This window comes from Streptomyces sp. NPDC059895 (genome assembly GCF_042731035.1).
In the GTDB taxonomy this organism is placed as follows: domain Bacteria; phylum Actinomycetota; class Actinomycetes; order Streptomycetales; family Streptomycetaceae; genus Streptomyces.
In genome coordinates this window covers 1-16,661 of record NZ_JBHWKO010000007.1, presented here as the reverse complement: position 1 = coordinate 16,661, position 16,661 = coordinate 1, and the positions used below count along the sequence as shown (strand labels likewise).

The following is a 16,661-nucleotide window of genomic DNA, read 5'->3' as shown; positions in this document are numbered from 1 at the left end:
GCAGCCGTGCGGGATAATGCCCGCATGCGGATCTCAGCCAGGGCGGACTACGCGGTACGTGCCGCGTTGCAGCTCGCCACGTCACGGGACGACGGGCCGGTCAAGGTCCTGGCCATCGCCGACGCCCAGGGCATCCCGCACAAGTTCCTCGAAGGCATCCTGAACGACATGCGCCGCGGCGGGCTCGTGGTCAGCCGCCGCGGCGGCAACGGCGGCTACCGGCTGGCCAAGTCCGCCGGGTCCATCAGCATCGCCGACGTCATCCGCATCGTGGACGGACCGCTCGTCTCGGTACGTGGAGTCCGTCCACCGGAACTGTCCTACGACGGCCCCGCCGAGTCGCTGCTGCCGCTGTGGATCGCGCTGCGGTCCAACGTGCGCGAAATCCTGGAGAACGTGACGCTCGCCGACGTCGCCTCGGCCGAGCTGCCCGCCGGCGTGTCCGCCCGGGCCGACACCCCGGACGCGTGGACCAACCCCTGAAACAGCGGCCCGACCTCCTTATTATCAGAATGTGAGACGAGGGCGTCCGCCATACGAGAAGGCCCTTGGTAAGGGAGCCACCTTCTGCCACGATCCCTATCAACCAGGTGGGGAAACTAGGGAACTGAGGGGGTGGCCATGAGTGCGCTGAACCATGCCGTCCGCGCGCGACTCCTTCTGACCTCCCGTCGGCACATCGACCTGGTCCGTACGTCCAGCGCCATCTGTCGAGCCGTCTGAGGCCGGTCCCTCGACCGGCTCCCCCACGCACGGCTGTGCTCGTCGCCGCCCCGCCTCCGTCCGGCGGGCGCCTTCCCGGCCACCTCTCGCCGCCGGCCCTCCCCGTCTGCCCATGACCGCATGCCTCCGGGCACGCCGTGGCCGCGACGGAGGCCGGCATCCACCCCGAGGCACCCGGCACCCGGATCGACCACCCTGCGCTGCTCGGACCGCGACGGCGGACCGTCGCCGGCGGAGGGCGCGGGTGGTGCGTGCCGACAGCCCTGCGTCCCGTACGTCCGTACCTCCCTGCTCACCCATTCCTCCTGGAAAGGACACCTCCGTGTCTGCCGCAAGACCGCTCACCGCCCTGCGCGCCCTCGCCGCCATAGCGGCACTCCCCTTCCTGCTGACGGCCTGCGGCTACGGTTCCGAGTCCACCGACGACGGCAAGCAGACCAAGGTCGCGGCGGACGCCGAGAAGCTCTCCGCGGACCAGGTGAAGATCGGCTACTTCCCGAACCTCACCCACGCCACCGCGCTGGTCGGCGTCCAGGAGGGCCTCCTCCAGAAGGAGCTCGGCGGCACCAAGATCTCGACGGCGACCTTCAACGCGGGGCCGTCCGAGATCGAGGCCCTCAACTCCGGCTCCATCGACATCGGCTGGATCGGCCCCTCCCCCGCCATCAACGGCTACACCAAGTCCGCGGGCAAGAACCTCCGCATCATCGGCGGTTCGGCCTCCGGCGGCGTCAAGCTCGTCGTCAACCCGGACAAGATCAAGTCCGTCAAGGACGTCAAGGGCAAGAAGATCGCCACCCCGCAGCTCGGCAACACCCAGGACGTCGCCTTCCTCAACTGGATCGCGGAGCAGGGCTGGAAGGTCGACGCCGAGAGCGGCAAGGGCGACGTCTCCGTCGTCCGCACCGACAACAAGATCACCCCCGACGCCTACAAGTCCGGCTCCATCGACGGCGCCTGGGTCCCCGAGCCCACCGCCTCCAAGCTGGTCGCCGAGGGCGCCGAGGTGCTCCTCGACGAAGCGGACCTGTGGCCCGACAAGAAGTTCGTGATCACGAACATCATCGTGTCGCAGACGTTCCTCAAGGAGCACCCCGACGTCGTCGAGGCCGTGCTGCGCGGCTCGGTGAAGACCAACCAGTGGATCAACGCCAACCCCGACAAGGCCAAGGCCTCGGCGAACGCGGCGCTGAAGGAGCTCTCCGGCAAGGCGCTGCCCGCGGAGGTCCTCGACCCGGCCTGGGAGTCCATCACCTTCCTGGACGACCCGCTGGCCTCGACCCTCGACGCCGAGGCGGAGCACGCGGTGAAGGCGGGTCTGCTGGAGGAGCCGAACCTGGAGGGCATCTACGACCTCGCCCCGCTCAACAAGGTCCTCAAGGCCGCGGGCGAGGCCGAGGTCGACGACGCCGGTCTCGGCGCCGAGTAGCACACCCCTGCACGCAGTCCCGATGAGTTCCCAGGAGGTGACGACCATGGCCACCACGATCGCCAAGGCCGGCGACGGTGGCGCCGCCACGGCGGCCCGGGCCGCCCGCGTCGAGCACGTCTCGAAGTCCTTCGACGGCCCCGCCGGGCAGCAGCTCGTCCTGGACGACATCACCCTCGATGTCGATTCCGGCGAGTTCGTCACCCTCCTGGGTGCCTCGGGCTGCGGCAAGTCCACGCTGCTCAACCTGGTGGCGGGGCTGGACCGGCCGTCCGCCGGCACGATCAGCACGGACGGCTCGCCCGCCCTGATGTTCCAGGAGCACGCCCTGTTCCCGTGGCTGACCGCGGGCAGGAACGTCGAACTCGCCCTGAAGCTGCGCGGCGTCGGCAAGCCCGAGCGCCGCGCGGAGGCCGAGCGGCTGCTCGAACTCGTGCGGCTGAAGGACTCCTACGGCAAACGGGTGCACGAACTCTCCGGCGGTATGCGGCAGCGCGTCGCGCTGGCCCGGGCGCTGGCCCAGGGCAGCAGGCTGCTGCTGATGGACGAGCCGTTCGCGGCCCTCGACGCCATCACCCGGGACGTGCTGCACGACGAACTGACCCGCATCTGGCGGGAGACGGGCCTCTCCGTCCTGTTCGTCACGCACAACGTGCGGGAGGCGGTACGACTGGCCCAGCGGGTGGTGCTGCTGTCGTCCCGGCCCGGGCGGATCGCCCGGGAGTGGACGGTGGACATACCGCACCCGCGCCGTATCGAGGACAGCGCGGTCGCCGAGCTGTCCTCGGAGATCACCGGACAACTACGGGAGGAGATCCGCCGACATGGCCGGCACTGACACCGGGCCCGACCTGAGGAAGGACGACGGCACACAGGATCTGGCGGGGCTGGAGGCCGGGCTCGACGCGCTGGACACGGTGCAGTCCGGCCGGACGCCGCTGCGGCAGACCCTGGTGCAGAAGGTGGTGCCCCCCGTCAGCGCGGTCCTGCTGGTCCTCGCGGTCTGGCAGGCGCTGGTGTGGGCGCAGGTCGCCCCCGACTACAAGCTGCCCTCACCGTCCGCGGTGTGGGACGAGGTGTCCGACGCGTGGCTGCGGGGCACCCTGCTCGACTACGTCTGGACCTCCGTCTCGCGTGGCCTGCTCGGCTTCTTCCTGGCGCTCGTCATCGGTACGCCGCTCGGACTGCTGGTCGCCCGGGTGAGGTTCGTACGGGCCGCGATCGGGCCGATCCTGTCCGGACTGCAGTCCCTGCCGTCCGTGGCCTGGGTGCCGCCCGCCGTGATCTGGCTGGGGCTCAACGACAGCATGATGTACGCGGTGATCCTGCTCGGAGCCGTGCCGTCCATCGCCAACGGCCTGGTGGCCGGGGTCGACCAGATCCCGCCGCTGTTCCTGCGCGCGGGGAAGACGCTGGGCGCCACCGGGCTGCGCGGGGCCTGGCACATCGTGATGCCGGGGGCGCTGCCCGGGTACCTGGCCGGCCTGAAGCAGGGCTGGGCGTTCTCCTGGCGGTCGTTGATGGCCGCCGAGATCATCGCGTCCTCGCCCGATCTGGGCGTCGGACTCGGCCAGTTGCTGGAGAACGGCCGGAACAACTCCAGCATGTCCCAGGTCTTCCTCGCCATCTTCCTGATCCTCGTCGTCGGCATCGCCATCGACCTGCTGGTCTTCAGTCCGCTGGAACGGCGGGTGCTGCGCGGCCGGGGGCTGCTGGTCACCCGCTGAACGACCCGGTCTCGACCGGCCGACGGGACCGCGCGGCCCGCCGGCAGGCATCGGCACACACCGCGCACGGCACCCGCTCCACCGCATGGGCATCGCCCGGTGGAGCGGGTGCCGCCGTGTGCGGCCCCCCCGAGGGGGGCCGGTGCGCGCGGTCAGGCGGGCAGGGTGAACGGCGGGTGCGCTCCGCTGAGGTAGTAGTCCCCGACCTCGCGGAGCCGGTGGGCGACGGGGTGGTAGAGGGTGTGGGTCCGTGCGTTGCGCCAGAAGCGGTCGAAGCCGTACCGCGAGGAGGCGGAGCCGGGGCCGATGACGTCCAGGGTGCGGGCGGTGATGTCCTGCGCGGCCCGCGCGGCGGCGGCCTCGGCCGCGGCCGCGAGGACACAGATCTCGGCGCACTCGTCGTCGGTGAGGTCGTCGCCGCGCGCGAGTCCGCCGTCCAGGGCTTCCACCGCCTGATCGGTGAGAGCGGACGCCGCGCGGGCGGCGACGGTGAGCTCCCCGTAGGTGATCAGCACATGCGCGTCCTGCGACCGGCTGTCCGGCCAGGACGGCCAGGACGGGTAGGACTGCGGGGGCGGCCAGGACTGCCAGGACGGCCGCCAGGAGGGATTGCCCGCCCTGGCGTACTCACGGGCCTCGCCGAGCACGCCCTGGGCGATGCCCAGGCAGAGGTGGGCGGAGACGAGACGTCCGGTGGCGGCGGCCAGACCGGCGAACGGCGGCAGGGCGCCCTCGTCCGAGGACAGTGACCCCAGCACCTCGCCGTCCGTGACCGGCACGGCGTCGAACTCCATGCTGCCGCCGGCCGACAGCCGCTGGCCGAAGGTGTCCCCGTCGTCGCCGCAGACCACGCCGGGGCGGGCGGGATCGACGATCACGGCCAGCGGTTCACCGGTGTCGAGCCGGGCGGCGCGGACCGCCAGCCGGTCGGCGACACGGACCCCGGTCGCGCAACTCTGGCGCCCGTTCAGCAGATAGCGGCCCGCGGCGACCGGCGTCAGCATCAGAGGCGGTTCGTGGGCGGCGAAACCTCCGCCCCAGCACCACTGGCCCGCCGCGGACTCCCGCTCGACCCGGGCGAGGAGGTCGGCCCCGGCGAAGAAGCGGGCGCTCCCCGACAGGACGTAGTGGCTGCCGAGCAGTTGGCCGATCGCCCCGTCGGCCGCGGCGATCTCCCGGACGACCGCGTAGGCCGTGGCCCAGTCCGCCCCTCCCCCACCGCGTTCGGCGGGTATGAGCAGCGTCAGGAGCCCTGCCTCACGCAGCCGGTTCACCTCGTCGAACGGGGGTTTGCCGGCCTGGTCGCGGACGACCGCGTCCGTGGCCAGGTCTTCGGCGACCTCACGGGCGATGTGCAGCCAGTGGGTGCGCCCCTGCTGCTCGACCGTGAACAGGTCCTCCACCGTCACGGCCGCTCCCCCCGCATCGGGCGGGTACAGGAAGAGGACGAGGACGCGAGGGCGCCGGACGCACACGCTGGGGCAGTTCCCACTGACGTTCCTCCTCAAGACTTCCCTATAAATCCGGTAGGAATACTAGAGAATACCCTGTCACCCCCGCTCCGGGGCAGGTGTTCGATCGCGGAATCCCGCCTTCCCCGGGCGAGTTGGCCGACAATGATCGGAGCCCGGAGCCGGTGACGGAAAGGCCTCGGAGGCCGGTCAGCTCGTCGGACGTGATCTGCCGGCGGGGCCCGGTCGCTCCGGCGGCCGCGGTGGTCGTGGTCGCCGGCGCGGCCGGTGCCCCGTGTGCCAGGGGGCCGTCTCCGTCTCTCGGGCGGGGCGGCCGGCGGGGCGGGGCAGGCCGAGGTGGTCGCGGAGGGTGCGGCCGTCGTAGCCGGCGCGGAAGAGTCCGCGCTCGCGCAGCCGCGGTACGAGGTCGTGGACCACGGCGGGCAGATCGTCGCCGGCCGAGGCCGGCAGGAGGTGGAAGCCGTCGACGCCGCAGGCCGTGTGCCAGTCGGCGAGCAGTGCGGCGAGGTCCGCGGCGGCGCCGGTGAAGCGTGCCTCGGCGGGCGGGAGCGGCCCGGTCCCGGTGCCGCCGAGACCGACCGCGACGCGTACCAGCACCCGCGGCGCGTCCGGGCCGCGGCCGGCCTCCGCCGCCCGGCGCAGCAGCGCCGCGCGGGCGAGCCGTGCGGTGGCCGGCCCGTCCGCGTCGAGCAGGACGACGTCCGCGTGGCGCGCGGCCAGCTCCCACCGACCGTCCGAGTCGTGCACGTCGAGCGCTACGGCGACAGGCGGCCTCCCCTGCGGTGGACGGGGCACGGTGGACGGCCCGCGCACGGAGGAGCGCGGGCCGTCGAAGTCGACGGGGTGCGGCCCGTCGCCGTCGGTGGAGCGGGCGGTGGAGCTGTCGGTCGAGCGGTCGGTGGAGCTGTCGGTCGAGCGGGCGGTGGGGCGGTCGGTGACGGCGTCCCGTGTCTCCGGGGCCGGGGCGTCCAACGAGCTGTCCCACAGCCGGGCGACGGCCTCGACGGCTTCGGACGCCTCGGCCCACAGCTCGCCCGCCGGGGCCGGGGGGCGGCCCCCTGCCCCGGTCCCCGCCCCGGTGGTGGAGACGTCGACCAGCCAGCCGGCCCGGCCCTCGCTGACGAGGTCCAGGCCGGCCAGGGCGGTGGAGGTGGGGAACGGCTCGGTGCGGGTGGTGGTCACGGTCGGGACGAGCCCGATCCGGCGGGTCATGGGCGCGACACGGGCGAGGGCTGCGACCGCGTCGAGCCGTCCGGCCCGGTCGTACGTCGGCGCCTCGAAGGAGTCGCCGACGGTGACGAAGTCGAGGGCGCCCTGTTCGGCGAGGCCGGCCAGGGCGGCCCACCGGGCGCCCGGGAAGGGCGCCGCGGGACCGGCGTCGACGGCCTGGGCGGGTGCCGGACGGTGGCCGGTCCCGTCGAGCGCGACGGAGAGGTGGAGGGGTCGGCGCATGGCCTCGGGTCCCCTACTGGTCGGTCCGGGGCAGGCCGGCCGGGTTGATCTCCGACTTGGTCACGGCCTCGTCGGACAGGCCCCACCGTTCGAGCACCTCGGCGTACGTCCCGTTCTCGATCACGTGGTCGATGGCGTCGGCGAGCGCGTCGACGAGCCCGCTGTCCTTCTTGGTGGTGGCCGCGATGAGGCCCTGGAGGGTCTCACCGGCGCCGGAGTACGTGCCCACGACCTCCGTATTGCCGGTGGTGGCCGCGTGGTAGGCCGCGATCGGGTTGGGGCCGAGGTAGACGTCGATCCGGCCGGACTGGAGAGCGAGGTAGGTGTCGCTGTCGTTCTGGTAGTACTTGATGTCCACCGGCTTCCGGCCGGCCTTCTCGTTCTCCTCGCTCCATTCGACCAGCAGCTTCTCCTGGTTGGTGCCGCTCTGCACGGCGACGGTCAGGCCCGCCACGTCCTCGGGCCCGTCGACCTTCAGCCCGCTGCCCTTCTTCGCCTCGAAGCCCAGGTTGTCCTCGCGGTAGGTGGCGAAGTCGTACTTGTCCTTGCGCTCCTCGGTGACGGTGATGTTGGCGAAGCCGACGTCGTACTTGGCGCTGTCCAGGCCGACGAAGATGTTCTCCCACGACACCTGGTTGATGTGCGGCTTCAGTCCGAGCACGTCGGCGACCAGGTACGCGATGTCGGGCTCGACGCCGATGACGGTCTTGTCGTCGGTGGCGTGGAAGCCCAGCGGGGCCGCGGAGGTGGACGACTGGACGATCTCCAGGGTGCCTCTGTCGCGGATCTCCTCCGGGACCTCGGCGGCTATGGAGTCGACCTTGTCCGTGGTGACGCGGTCCTGGTCCGGGCTGGTGTTGATCTTCGTCTTGGCGCCCGACGTGTCCGCGACCTCGGCGGTCCCGCCGTCGGAGGGGTTGGCGCAGCCGGCGAGGACGAGGGCGGCGGCCAGTCCGAATGCTGCTGCGGTGGTGCGGCGGGCGAGGGTGGACACGGTGGGTCTCCTTGGCGTGAGGGGGCGGGGGGCGGGGGAACGGGAAAAGCGGGAGGACGGGGAGTACGCGGGGTCAGAGGACCTTGGAGAGGAAGGCGCGGGTGCGCTCCTGCCGCGGGGTGTCCAGGACGGCCGCGGGCGGCCCCTGCTCCACGACGACCCCGTCGTCCATGAACACCACGGTGTCGGCGACCTCGCGGGCGAAGCCGATCTCGTGGGTCACGACGATCATGGTGGTGCCGGTGCCGGCCAGGTCCTTGATGACGTCGAGGACCTCGCCGACCAGTTCCGGGTCGAGCGCCGAGGTGGGCTCGTCGAAGAGCAGCACCTTCGGTTCGAGGGCGAGCGCGCGGGCGATGGCCACGCGCTGCTGCTGGCCCCCGGAGAGCTGCCGCGGATAGGCGTCCGCCTTGTCGGCGAGGCCGACCCGGTCGAGGAGCCTCCGGGCGGTCTCCTCCGCCTCCTTGCGGGGGCGGCGCAGCGCGGAGACGGGGGCCTCGACGAGGTTCTCCAGCACGGTCAGGTGCGGGAAGAGGTTGAAGTTCTGGAACACGAACCCGATGTGCGTGCGCTGCTTCAGAACGTCCTTCTCCTTGAGCTCGTACAGCTTTCCGCCGGAGCGGCGGTAGCCGATGAGCTCACCGTCGATGCTGATCCAGCCGCGGTCGACCTTCTCCAGGTGGTTGACGGTGCGCAGCAGCGTGGACTTCCCGGATCCGGACGGGCCGATGATCACGGTGACCTCGCCGGCGCGGACCGTCAGGTCGACGCCGCGCAGCACTTCCAGCGGGCCGAAGCTCTTGTGGACGCCGTGGACGTCCACCATCACCTCACTCATCGGGTGTCTCCCAGGCTCTTCAGGGGTACGACGGGCTGGTCGCGCCGGGCCGCCGCCGCGCGCAGGGTGCGGACGAACCGCCGGGCGCGCTGGAGCGGGGTGGGCGGCGGAGTGCGGTTCGCGCCCCGGGCGTAGTGGCGCTCCACGTAGTACTGCGCGACCGACAGCACGGAGGTCAGGACCACGTACCAGGCGGTGGCGACCAGCAGCAGCGGGATCACCCTGCCGTTGCGGCCGTAGATCACCTGCACCTGGTAGAACAGCTCGCCGATGGCCATCACGTAGACCACCGAGGTGCCCTTGAGCAGGCCGATGATCTCGTTGCCGGCCGTGGGCAGGATGGCGCGCATGGCCTGCGGCAGCACGATGCGGCGGATCTGCCGCAGCCGGGGGATGCCCAGTGCCGCGGCGGCCTCCAGCTGTCCGTGGTCCACCGAGAGGGCTCCGCCGCGGACGACCTCGGCGGCGTAGGCGGCCTGGTGCAGCGACAGCCCGATGACGGCGGCGCCGATCGTGCCGATGAGGGTGTTGCTGTCGACGGACCAGAACACCGGTCCGAAGGGGATACCGACCCCCAGCTCCCGGTACAGGGCGCTGAGGTTGAACCAGAACACCAGCTGGACGATCATCGGGATGGACCGGAAGATCCAGATGTAGGCCCAGGCGACGGCCTGGAGCAGGGGGCTGCGCGACAGCCGCATGAAGGCCAGGACGGTGCCGAGGAGGAAGCCCAGCACGGTGGCGTAGGCGGTGAGCTGGAGGGTGACCCACACCGCCTGGACGATCGTCTCGGACAGCACGTAGTCGCGGAAGACGCCCCACTCCCAGACCGGGTTGGTGACCAGGCCGTGCACGAACTGGGCGACCAGCACGGCCACGGCGACGGTCGCCACCCACCGGCCGTAGTGGCGGGCGGGGACGACCTCGAGGGAGGCCGGGTCGTCCTCGGCGGGCGGGGCGTGGGGGCCCGCGTCCTGGAGGGCCGCGGCGGGCGGCGCGGACGCGGGGTCGGTGGTGAGTCCCATCGTGGTGTTCCTGCTTACGTCTCTACGTGTGCTCGGGCGGGTTGATCCGCGACGCGTCGATCGCGGAGGCGGTTGTTCCCCACTTGTCGAGGATCCGGGCATAGGTGCCGTCCTTGATCAGCTCGTCGACGGCCGCCTGGAAGGCCTGGGTGAGCGGGGAGCCCTTCTTGAAGGCGAAGCCGACGTCGAGGCGGTGGTACTCGCCGAGGAAGGTGGTGCCGGAGGCGGGCTGGGCCGCCTGGTAGCGCAGGCCGTTGATGGTCGACATGATCACGTCGATCCGGCCCTGCTGGAGCGCGGTGAGGGTCGCGGCGTTCTCCGAGTAGACCTTCACGTCGTACGGTTTCTTGCCGGCCTTGGCGCACACGCCCTTCTGCGCGGTGAGGGTCGTCTCGAAGGTGGTGCCGGCGCCGGTGCCGATGGTCAGGCCGCACAGCTGGGTGAGATCGGTGATCTTCTTGCCGAGCGCGGTGTTGCCCTTCTTCACCGCGAAGCCCTGGCCGTCGTTGATGTAGGTGACGAAGTCGACGGTCTTCAAGCGATCGCTCGTCACCCCGAAGTTGCCGGTGCCGACGTCGTACTTGCCGCTGCCGAGGGCGGGCAGGGTCGTCTCGAACGAGGCGTCCTGGCGCTCCAGCCGCACACCGAGGACCTTGGCGACCGCGTCGGCCAGGTCGATGTCCTGGCCGACGGGCGCCTTGTCCGAGCCGTTCGGGTAGTAGGCGTTCGGCGGGAACCCGATCGAGCTGCCGATGCGCAGCGTGCCCGCCTCGCGGACGTCGGCGGGCAGCAGGGCGGCCACGGAGTCCACCGTGGTGACGGCGGCGACCGGGTCGTCGGTCGGTGCGGCGGAGGCCTGGGCGCCCGCCACCGCCGGATCGCCGCTGCCGCCGGAGCCGCAGGCCGTCAGCGCGAGGAGGAGCAGCAGGGCGAGGGCGGCCGCGCGGTGCGGACGCTTGCCGAGGGCGGGAGGGTTCACCGGTCGGCCGCCTCTCCGGTGGGTGCCGGTGCCGGGTTCCGGGTGGGTGCCGGGGCGGCCAGGTGCTTCTCGAAGGGCAGCGGGCCGATGGTCTCCGGATCGGCCTCCGTGTCGAACAGCGGTGTGTAGCCGGTGGCCAGGTACAGGCCGCGGGCCTCGGGCTGGCGCGGTCCGGTGGTGAGGTAGATCCGCCGGTAGCCGCGGGCGGCGGCCACGCGCTCCAGCTCGGCGACGACGCGTCGGGCCAGGCCGCGCCGCCGGTGGGCGGAGTGCGTCCAGATCCGCTTCAGTTCGGCGGTGGCCTCGTCGTACCGGCGGAAGGCGCCGCCCGCGACCGGCTCGCCGTGCTCCAGCAGCAGGAGCAGCACGCCGCCGTGCGGTGCGGTGAACTCCTCGTCGGGGTAGCGGGCGAGCTCGGCGTGGGCGTCCTTGCCGTAGCGGGAGGAGTACTCGTCGCCGAGTTCGCGCAGCAGGGGTTCGACGCGCGGGTCGGAGACCGGGACCTGAAGGACCGTCAGTTCGGAGCGGGCCGCCGGCGGTGGCGTGACGGAGGTCATCCGCGCACCGCCGTGAGGGCCTGGGTGCCGCGCGCCGCGCGCTCGGCGTCGCGCTTGGCGACCTCCTCGCGGACGATCGGGATGACGTACCGCCCGAAGTCGATCGCGTCGCCCAGGAGGTCGTAGCCCCGGGCGGAGAGGATGTCCACGCCGAGGTCGTAGTAGTCGAGGAGCGCCCGGGCGACCGTTTCCGGGGTGCCGACCAGGGCGTTGGAGTTGCCCGCCCCTCCGGTGGCGGCGGCGGTCGGGGTCCACAGCGCGCGGTCGTAGCGCTCGCCCGCCTCGGCTATGGCGATCAGCCGCTGCGACCCCGTGTTCTCCGGGGCGCCGCTACGGTGGTGCCGTACGACACCGGCCTCGCGGCGCTGCCTGATGGCGCCGACCGTGCGGTGGGCCTTCTCCCAGGCCAGTTCCTCGGTCGGGGCGATGATCGGGCGGAAGGCGACCTGGATGCGCGGGGGTTCGGTGCGGCCCGCGGCCCGCGCGGCGGCCTTCACCGCCTCGATCTGCTCGGCGGTCTTCTCCAGGGGCTCGCCCCACAGGCAGTAGATGTCGGCCTCGGCACCGCCGGCGGCGTACGCGGCGGGCGACGAGCCGCCGAACGAGACGTTCGGGCGGGGCTGTTGGACGGGGAAGACGTCGCTGACGAAGTCGTGGAAGCGGTAGTGCTCGCCCTCGTGGTCGAAGGGCTCGTGGGTGGTCCAGATCTTCTTGACGACGCGGATGTACTCACGGGTGCGGGCGTAGCGCTCGTCCTTGGTGAGCGTGTCGCCCTCGCGGCCCTGCTCGTGGTCGTTGCCGCCGGTGATGAAGTGCACCGTCAGCCGGCCCTCGCTGATCTGGTCGAGGGTGGCGAAGGTCTTCGCGGCGAAGGTGGGGTACGAGACGTTGGGCCGGTGGGCGAGCAGGATCTGGAGGCGGTCCAGCCTGCTCGCGATGTACGCGGCGGCCGGTGCGGGGTCCGGTGATCCGGATCCGTAGGCGAAGAGCACCCGGTCCCAGCCGTGATCCTCGTGCGCGCGGGCGAGCCGGAGGGTGTAGTCCTTGTCGAAGGCGGCGCCGGAGCGCGCCGTCGTCTCGGACCCGTCGTGGGTGGCGGCGATGCCGAGGAACTCCACGGGCATGGGAGATGGCCTTTCCTCAAGTCCTTGGGGGTGCTGGGCCGCACGCGGGCAAGACGCGGTGGCCCTCGTGACGGCCGTGCGGGTACGGCGTCCGTGACGGCCGTGCGGGACGGCGTCCGTGACCCCGGGCGTGACGGTGTTTCAGGGCGATGGAACGCGGGGGTGCGGGAGGTGCGGGTGTGATGACGCCGGGGCGGGGGCCTCGGGCGGGTGGAGCGGCGGCAGCGCGCGTCCGGTCCGTACGACCGCCCGTACGCCGGTCAGGGCCCGGGTACGGCGGTGATGCGGAGGGGGAACTCGGCCCGCGACGGGGTCACCGAGGGAGGGAAGGGCCGGTCAGACAGCCCGCTGCCGATTCAGCCGCGACACGCCGCGGACCACACCCGACCGAAGTCGATGTGGTCACGGGTGACCAGGCGCTGATCAGCATTCATGCGCTTAATTGAGCAGTACATTGCGCTTCTCGTCAACCACTTCCCACGTGCCGGACCAGCACCGACCGGTTGGCACGCACTGTTGACAGGTCCGTGCGCCTGGCACATACGATCGGCGACGGACGGGCCCCGCCGCGCGCGGCAGCGGCCCCTCCGGCCGCGTTGAGGGACGCGGCGCTCGTGATGACACCGGGACCCGGCCGCCACCGGGTGGTCACCGACGCCCGCGATCCTTCCCCCGGAGAGCCTCCGATGGTCCCGCCGCCTTCCGACGTCACCGCTCCCGACGCCCCGTCCGTCTCGCCCGTCCCGCCCGCGAAGGCGCCCGGCTCCGCGTCCGACGACCTCCCCGCGATCGTGCCGCGCCGACGTGTCGGCCGCCTGCTGGCCGCGGCCGCCGCGCTGCTGGTCCTCGCGATGGTGGTGAACTCCGTCGTCCGCAACCCCGCGTTCCAGTGGGACGTGGTGGGCCGGTACTTCACCACGGCCGCGGTGCTCGACGGACTGCTGCTGACCCTGTGGCTGACCGCCGTGGTGATGGTGCTGGGCTTTCTGCTCGGCACCCCGCTGGCGGTGATGCGCCTGTCCGGCAACCCGGTGCTGCGCACGCTCAGCTGGGGCTTCGTGTGGATCTTCCGGTCGACTCCGCTGCTCGTGCAGTTGCTGCTCTGGTTCAACATCGGCGCCCTCTACCCGACGCTCGGCCTCGGCATCCCCTTCGGACCGCAGTTCGTCAGCGTCCGGACGGTCGATCTGCTCGGTCCCACCCTCACCGCCGTCATCGGTCTGACCCTGCACGAGGCCGCCTACGCCGCCGAGGTGGTGCGCGGCGGCCTCCTCGCCGTGGACGCCGGCCAGACCGAGGCCGCGCAGGCCCTCGGCCTCGGCCGACGGCGGACACTGCGCCGGATCGTCGTTCCCCAGGCGATGCGGTCGATCGTGCCGACCACCGGGAACATGCTGATCGGCACGTTGAAGGGCACCAGCATCGTCAGCGTGCTGGCGGTGCACGACCTGCTGTACTCGGTGCAGCTGGTGTACAACCAGACCTACCAGGTCATCCCGCTGCTGCTGGTCGCCACCCTCTGGTACATCGCCGTCACCAGCCTGCTCGGGGTGGGGCAGTTCTACGTGGAGCGCCACTTCGCGCGCGGCGCCGCCCGCGCCGTGCCGGCCACCCCGCTGCAACGGCTCCGGGTGCGGGTGGCCGTCCTGCGGGCCCGGCTCGCCGCCCGGACCGCCGCCGACGCCCGCCCCTCGATCGGCGGTGACCGGTGAACGCCGTCCCCGAGGCCGTCCTGGTCGTCGTCGGCGCGGGCCCGCGCGGCACCGGCCTGCTGGAGCGCATCGCCGCCAACGCACCCGAACTGTGGGACGGGCGACGGACGTTGCGCATCCATCTGGTGGACCCCCACCCGCCGGGACCGGGACGGGTCTGGCGGCACGAGCAGTCACCGCTGCTGCGGATGAACTCCATGGCCGAGGACGTCACCATGTTCACCGACGAGACCTCGCAGCTGGACGGCCCCGTGCGGCCCGGCCCCTCGCTGGCCGAGTGGGCGTCCCGGCTCTCCGGCCGGGGCCCGCGCCTGACCCCCCGCGCCGAACCCGCCGACCCCGAGGTCCTGGCCGAGCTGCGCTCCCTGGAATCGTCCGACTTCCCCACCCGACGGGCCCAGAGCGCCTACCTGGACTGGGTGTTCCGGCGAGCGCTGGCCGAACTGCCGCCCTCCGTCGACGTCGTCTGGCACCGCACCGTCGCGACCGCCGTCACCGGCCCCGCGGACGGACCCCAGCAGGTGCACCTGGCCGACCGCGGCACCCCCCTCACCGCCGACCTGGTCGTCCTCGCGCAGGGCCATCTGGACGCGGCCCCCGGAGCCGGCCACCACGACCACGCCGCCTTCGCCGCCCGCCACGGCCGCTTCCACCTCCCGCCCGAGTTCTCCTCCGACGCCGACCTGTCCGCCCTGCGCCCCGGCGAACACGTCCTGCTGCGCGGCTTCGGGCTGGCGTTCGTCGACCTGATGGTGCTGCTCACCGAGGGACGCGGCGGCACCTACCGCACCGGGCCCGACGGCACCCTCACCTACCTGCCGTCCGGCCGCGAGCCCGTCCTCCACGTCGGGTCCCGGCGCGGCGTGCCGTACCACTCCAAGACCCGCTACCGGCTCCAGGGCCCCCCGCCACCGCTGCCGCGCCACTTCGGCCCCGTGGCCGTCGACACCCTGCTCGCCCTCGACCGCCCCCTCGACCTGCGCCGCGACGTGTGGCCGCTGATGGCCAAGGAGATCGGCTTCGGCCACTACCACGAGCTGTTCCACGCCCATCCCGAGCGCACCGCCCTGCCCTGGGCGGACTTCCTCGCCGCCTACGACCGTCTCGACTGGTACTCCGACCCGATGGCCGCCCTCGTCGCCGCGGCCGTGCCGGACCCGGAGGACCGCCTGGACTTCGAGGCCCTCGACCGCCCCCTGGCGGACCTGGCATTCCCCGACCCGGAGTCCCTCCAGCACCATCTGCGCGACCACATCACCCAGGACGTCCGCCGCCGCGAGGACCCCGCCCACAGCGCCGACCTCGGCGCCTTCCTCGCCCTGCTCTCCGTCTACGGACAGCTGCCCGCTCTCGCCTCCGCCGGCCGGCTGACCGCCCGCTCCCTCGCCGAGGGACTGGACGGCTGGTGGCAGGGCTTCTTCAGCTTCCTCGCCTCCGGCCCGCCCGGCTTCCGGCTGCGCCAGCTGCTCGCCCTGTCCCGGGCCGGGATCGTCCGCTTCCTCGGCGCGGACCTCCAGGTCGGTACCGACGACTCCACCGGCACCTTCACCGCGACCAGCCCCACGGTGCCCGGACACACCGTCCACGCCACGGCCCTGATCGAGGCCTACCTGCCCCGCCCCTCCCTGGACCGCACCGAGGACCCGCTCCTGCGCGCCCTGCACCGCTCCGGCGCCCTCACCGAGGAGGTCGTCACCGACCCCACCCACACCCACCGCTCGGGCCTGCTGACCGTGGCTTCCGAGCACGGCCACATCCTCGACCCCACCCTCGGCGGACCCCACCCCCGCCGTGTCGCCCTGGGCGCCCCCACCAACAGCCGCGCCGTCGCCGCCTTCGCCCGCCCCCGCACCAACGCCCCCGCCTTCCGCCAGAACGACGCGGCGGCCAGGTCACTGCTCCGGACGCTGGCGGCGCGGGGAGAGGCCGCCCCACCGGAACGGCCCGCCCAGGAACGGACCCCCCTGCCGGAAGCCGGCGACCGCTCCCCCGCCACCCGCACCACCGAGGACACGGACCAGCAGCGCCCGGCGGCCGGACCGAGGATCGCCACGCACTCGGGGTGAGGTGTCGGGACGGGCTGCGGGGGCGGTCGGGCCCGACCTGGCTGGCCGTCATCGCAGTCGTCCACGGACTCGGCCCGTCCTTGCTGTTCGCCGCCGACACCGTCGGCGGCGAACAGCACCTCCAAGAAGACCTGGGCGTCCTTTGAAGTCAGGGCCGCGCCCCGGGAGCTACCTGAGTCGCAGGAGCGCCGAGCGCAACGCGCGAACGTCGTCGTCGATCCATCCCTCGCGCTCGCACGTGGTGACGACGCGCTGCCCTGCCTCGAGCACACCGGAGGACAGCGTCACCGATTCCACCGTGCACGGGGGGCCGTCGGCCCCTCCGCCGCCAGGGGCGAGTTCCACGGTGTCCCCCTTTACGCGCAGGTCGACCCAGAACGGCCCGTCGAAGAACATCACGCGGGCTGGTCGACCGGTCCTGGCGTCCTCCACGCCTTGCGCCAACGCCGTCAGGTAGGGGACGACCCAGGGGGCTGTCGAAAAATAACTCCTCGGTTTCTGAGTTCTGTTGGCTCGTAGGATGCTGGTGTGGCGGAGGGGATCGAGGCGGGGCTTTCGGAGGC

The 16,661-nt window shown here is 72.5% G+C and carries 17 protein-coding genes; 8 read left to right on the top strand and 9 right to left on the bottom strand.

Going from position 1 to position 16,661, the window contains the following annotated elements:
* Nucleotides 1-24: 24 nt before the first annotated feature.
* From ACFV9M_RS10495 to ACFV9M_RS10475, 5 genes are all read left to right on the top strand, one after another.
* Nucleotides 25-483 (top strand): RrF2 family transcriptional regulator, encoded by a 459-nt coding sequence (locus ACFV9M_RS10495; RefSeq protein ID WP_385071251.1) that lies wholly within the window; start codon nt 25-27, stop codon nt 481-483.
* 138 nt (nt 484-621) lie between these two features.
* Nucleotides 622-723 carry a putative leader peptide gene (locus ACFV9M_RS10490; protein WP_385071248.1) on the top strand — a complete coding sequence of 34 codons (102 nt, stop codon included), beginning with the start codon at nt 622-624 and terminating at the stop codon, nt 721-723.
* A gap of 322 nt (nt 724-1,045) precedes the next feature.
* A complete protein-coding gene (locus ACFV9M_RS10485; RefSeq protein ID WP_385071247.1) occupies nt 1,046-2,152 on the top strand; it encodes an aliphatic sulfonate ABC transporter substrate-binding protein in 1,107 nt (368 codons plus the stop codon).
* A 46-nt stretch (nt 2,153-2,198) separates the two neighbouring features.
* Nucleotides 2,199-2,990 (top strand): ABC transporter ATP-binding protein, encoded by a 792-nt coding sequence (locus tag ACFV9M_RS10480; RefSeq protein WP_385071357.1) that lies wholly within the window; start codon nt 2,199-2,201, stop codon nt 2,988-2,990.
* Complete coding sequence (locus tag ACFV9M_RS10475; RefSeq protein WP_385071244.1) at nt 2,977-3,879, top strand: ABC transporter permease; 903 nt, start codon at nt 2,977-2,979, stop codon at nt 3,877-3,879. Before ACFV9M_RS10480 ends, ACFV9M_RS10475 begins: the two co-directional genes overlap by 14 nt.
* Nucleotides 3,880-4,031: 152 nt before the next feature.
* On the opposite strand, the gene ACFV9M_RS10470 is transcribed toward ACFV9M_RS10475, so the two are convergent.
* The 8 genes from ACFV9M_RS10470 to ACFV9M_RS10435 form a co-directional block, all read right to left on the bottom strand.
* Nucleotides 4,032-5,288: an acyl-CoA dehydrogenase family protein gene (locus ACFV9M_RS10470; protein ID WP_385071241.1), complete on the bottom strand. Its 1,257-nt coding sequence runs from the start codon at nt 5,286-5,288 to the stop codon at nt 4,032-4,034.
* A gap of 252 nt (nt 5,289-5,540) precedes the next feature.
* On the bottom strand, nt 5,541-6,803 hold the full coding sequence (locus tag ACFV9M_RS10465) for an LLM class flavin-dependent oxidoreductase (protein ID WP_385071238.1): 1,263 nt from the start codon (nt 6,801-6,803) through the stop codon (nt 5,541-5,543).
* A gap of 13 nt (nt 6,804-6,816) precedes the next feature.
* The gene (locus ACFV9M_RS10460; RefSeq protein ID WP_385071236.1) at nt 6,817-7,797 is read right to left on the bottom strand and encodes an ABC transporter substrate-binding protein; all 981 of its coding nucleotides are present in this window, start codon (nt 7,795-7,797) and stop codon (nt 6,817-6,819) included.
* Between the two features lie 73 nt (nt 7,798-7,870).
* Nucleotides 7,871-8,635, bottom strand: a complete 765-nt coding sequence (locus tag ACFV9M_RS10455) for an amino acid ABC transporter ATP-binding protein (protein ID WP_385071234.1) — start codon at nt 8,633-8,635, stop codon at nt 7,871-7,873.
* Nucleotides 8,632-9,660, bottom strand: a complete 1,029-nt coding sequence (locus ACFV9M_RS10450) for an amino acid ABC transporter permease (RefSeq protein WP_385071231.1) — start codon at nt 9,658-9,660, stop codon at nt 8,632-8,634. Before ACFV9M_RS10450 ends, ACFV9M_RS10455 begins: the two co-directional genes overlap by 4 nt.
* 22 nt (nt 9,661-9,682) lie before the next feature.
* Nucleotides 9,683-10,639, bottom strand: coding sequence for an ABC transporter substrate-binding protein (locus ACFV9M_RS10445; RefSeq protein WP_385071229.1), 957 nt, complete (start codon nt 10,637-10,639; stop codon nt 9,683-9,685).
* Nucleotides 10,636-11,196, bottom strand: coding sequence for a GNAT family N-acetyltransferase (locus tag ACFV9M_RS10440; RefSeq protein ID WP_385071226.1), 561 nt, complete (start codon nt 11,194-11,196; stop codon nt 10,636-10,638). Before ACFV9M_RS10440 ends, ACFV9M_RS10445 begins: the two co-directional genes overlap by 4 nt.
* Complete coding sequence (locus tag ACFV9M_RS10435; protein ID WP_385071224.1) at nt 11,193-12,320, bottom strand: LLM class flavin-dependent oxidoreductase; 1,128 nt, start codon at nt 12,318-12,320, stop codon at nt 11,193-11,195. Before ACFV9M_RS10435 ends, ACFV9M_RS10440 begins: the two co-directional genes overlap by 4 nt.
* Before the next feature lie 686 nt (nt 12,321-13,006).
* Here ACFV9M_RS10435 and ACFV9M_RS10430 point away from each other — a divergent pair.
* Genes ACFV9M_RS10430 through ACFV9M_RS10420 form a run of 3 tightly spaced genes read left to right on the top strand, consistent with a single transcriptional unit; the run spans nt 13,007 to nt 16,244 of the window.
* Nucleotides 13,007-14,032 (top strand): amino acid ABC transporter permease, encoded by a 1,026-nt coding sequence (locus ACFV9M_RS10430; protein ID WP_385071221.1) that lies wholly within the window; start codon nt 13,007-13,009, stop codon nt 14,030-14,032.
* A complete protein-coding gene (locus ACFV9M_RS10425) occupies nt 14,029-16,098 on the top strand; it encodes an FAD/NAD(P)-binding protein (protein ID WP_385071218.1) in 2,070 nt (689 codons plus the stop codon). The genes ACFV9M_RS10430 and ACFV9M_RS10425 overlap by 4 nt, the downstream gene beginning before the upstream one ends.
* Complete coding sequence (locus ACFV9M_RS10420; RefSeq protein ID WP_385102383.1) at nt 16,095-16,244, top strand: hypothetical protein; 150 nt, start codon at nt 16,095-16,097, stop codon at nt 16,242-16,244. The genes ACFV9M_RS10425 and ACFV9M_RS10420 overlap by 4 nt, the downstream gene beginning before the upstream one ends.
* 22 nt (nt 16,245-16,266) lie before the next feature.
* Here the strand turns inward: ACFV9M_RS10420 and ACFV9M_RS10415 are convergent.
* Nucleotides 16,267-16,661 (bottom strand): hypothetical protein (locus tag ACFV9M_RS10415; protein WP_385102380.1); only part of this gene is annotated, 395 nt, incomplete at its 5' end.

Coding starts and splice junctions, on each gene's coding strand:
- ACFV9M_RS10495 (WP_385071251.1), top strand. CDS start 25: ATGCGGATCTCAGCCAGGGCGGACTACGCGGTACGTGCCGCGTTGCAG.
- ACFV9M_RS10490 (WP_385071248.1), top strand. CDS start 622: ATGAGTGCGCTGAACCATGCCGTCCGCGCGCGACTCCTTCTGACCTCC.
- ACFV9M_RS10480 (WP_385071357.1), top strand. CDS start 2,199: ATGGCCACCACGATCGCCAAGGCCGGCGACGGTGGCGCCGCCACGGCG.
- ACFV9M_RS10475 (WP_385071244.1), top strand. CDS start 2,977: ATGGCCGGCACTGACACCGGGCCCGACCTGAGGAAGGACGACGGCACA.
- ACFV9M_RS10465 (WP_385071238.1), bottom strand. CDS start 6,803: ATGCGCCGACCCCTCCACCTCTCCGTCGCGCTCGACGGGACCGGCCAC.
- ACFV9M_RS10455 (WP_385071234.1), bottom strand. CDS start 8,635: ATGAGTGAGGTGATGGTGGACGTCCACGGCGTCCACAAGAGCTTCGGC.
- ACFV9M_RS10450 (WP_385071231.1), bottom strand. CDS start 9,660: ATGGGACTCACCACCGACCCCGCGTCCGCGCCGCCCGCCGCGGCCCTC.
- ACFV9M_RS10440 (WP_385071226.1), bottom strand. CDS start 11,196: ATGACCTCCGTCACGCCACCGCCGGCGGCCCGCTCCGAACTGACGGTC.
- ACFV9M_RS10435 (WP_385071224.1), bottom strand. CDS start 12,320: ATGCCCGTGGAGTTCCTCGGCATCGCCGCCACCCACGACGGGTCCGAG.
- ACFV9M_RS10430 (WP_385071221.1), top strand. CDS start 13,007: ATGGTCCCGCCGCCTTCCGACGTCACCGCTCCCGACGCCCCGTCCGTC.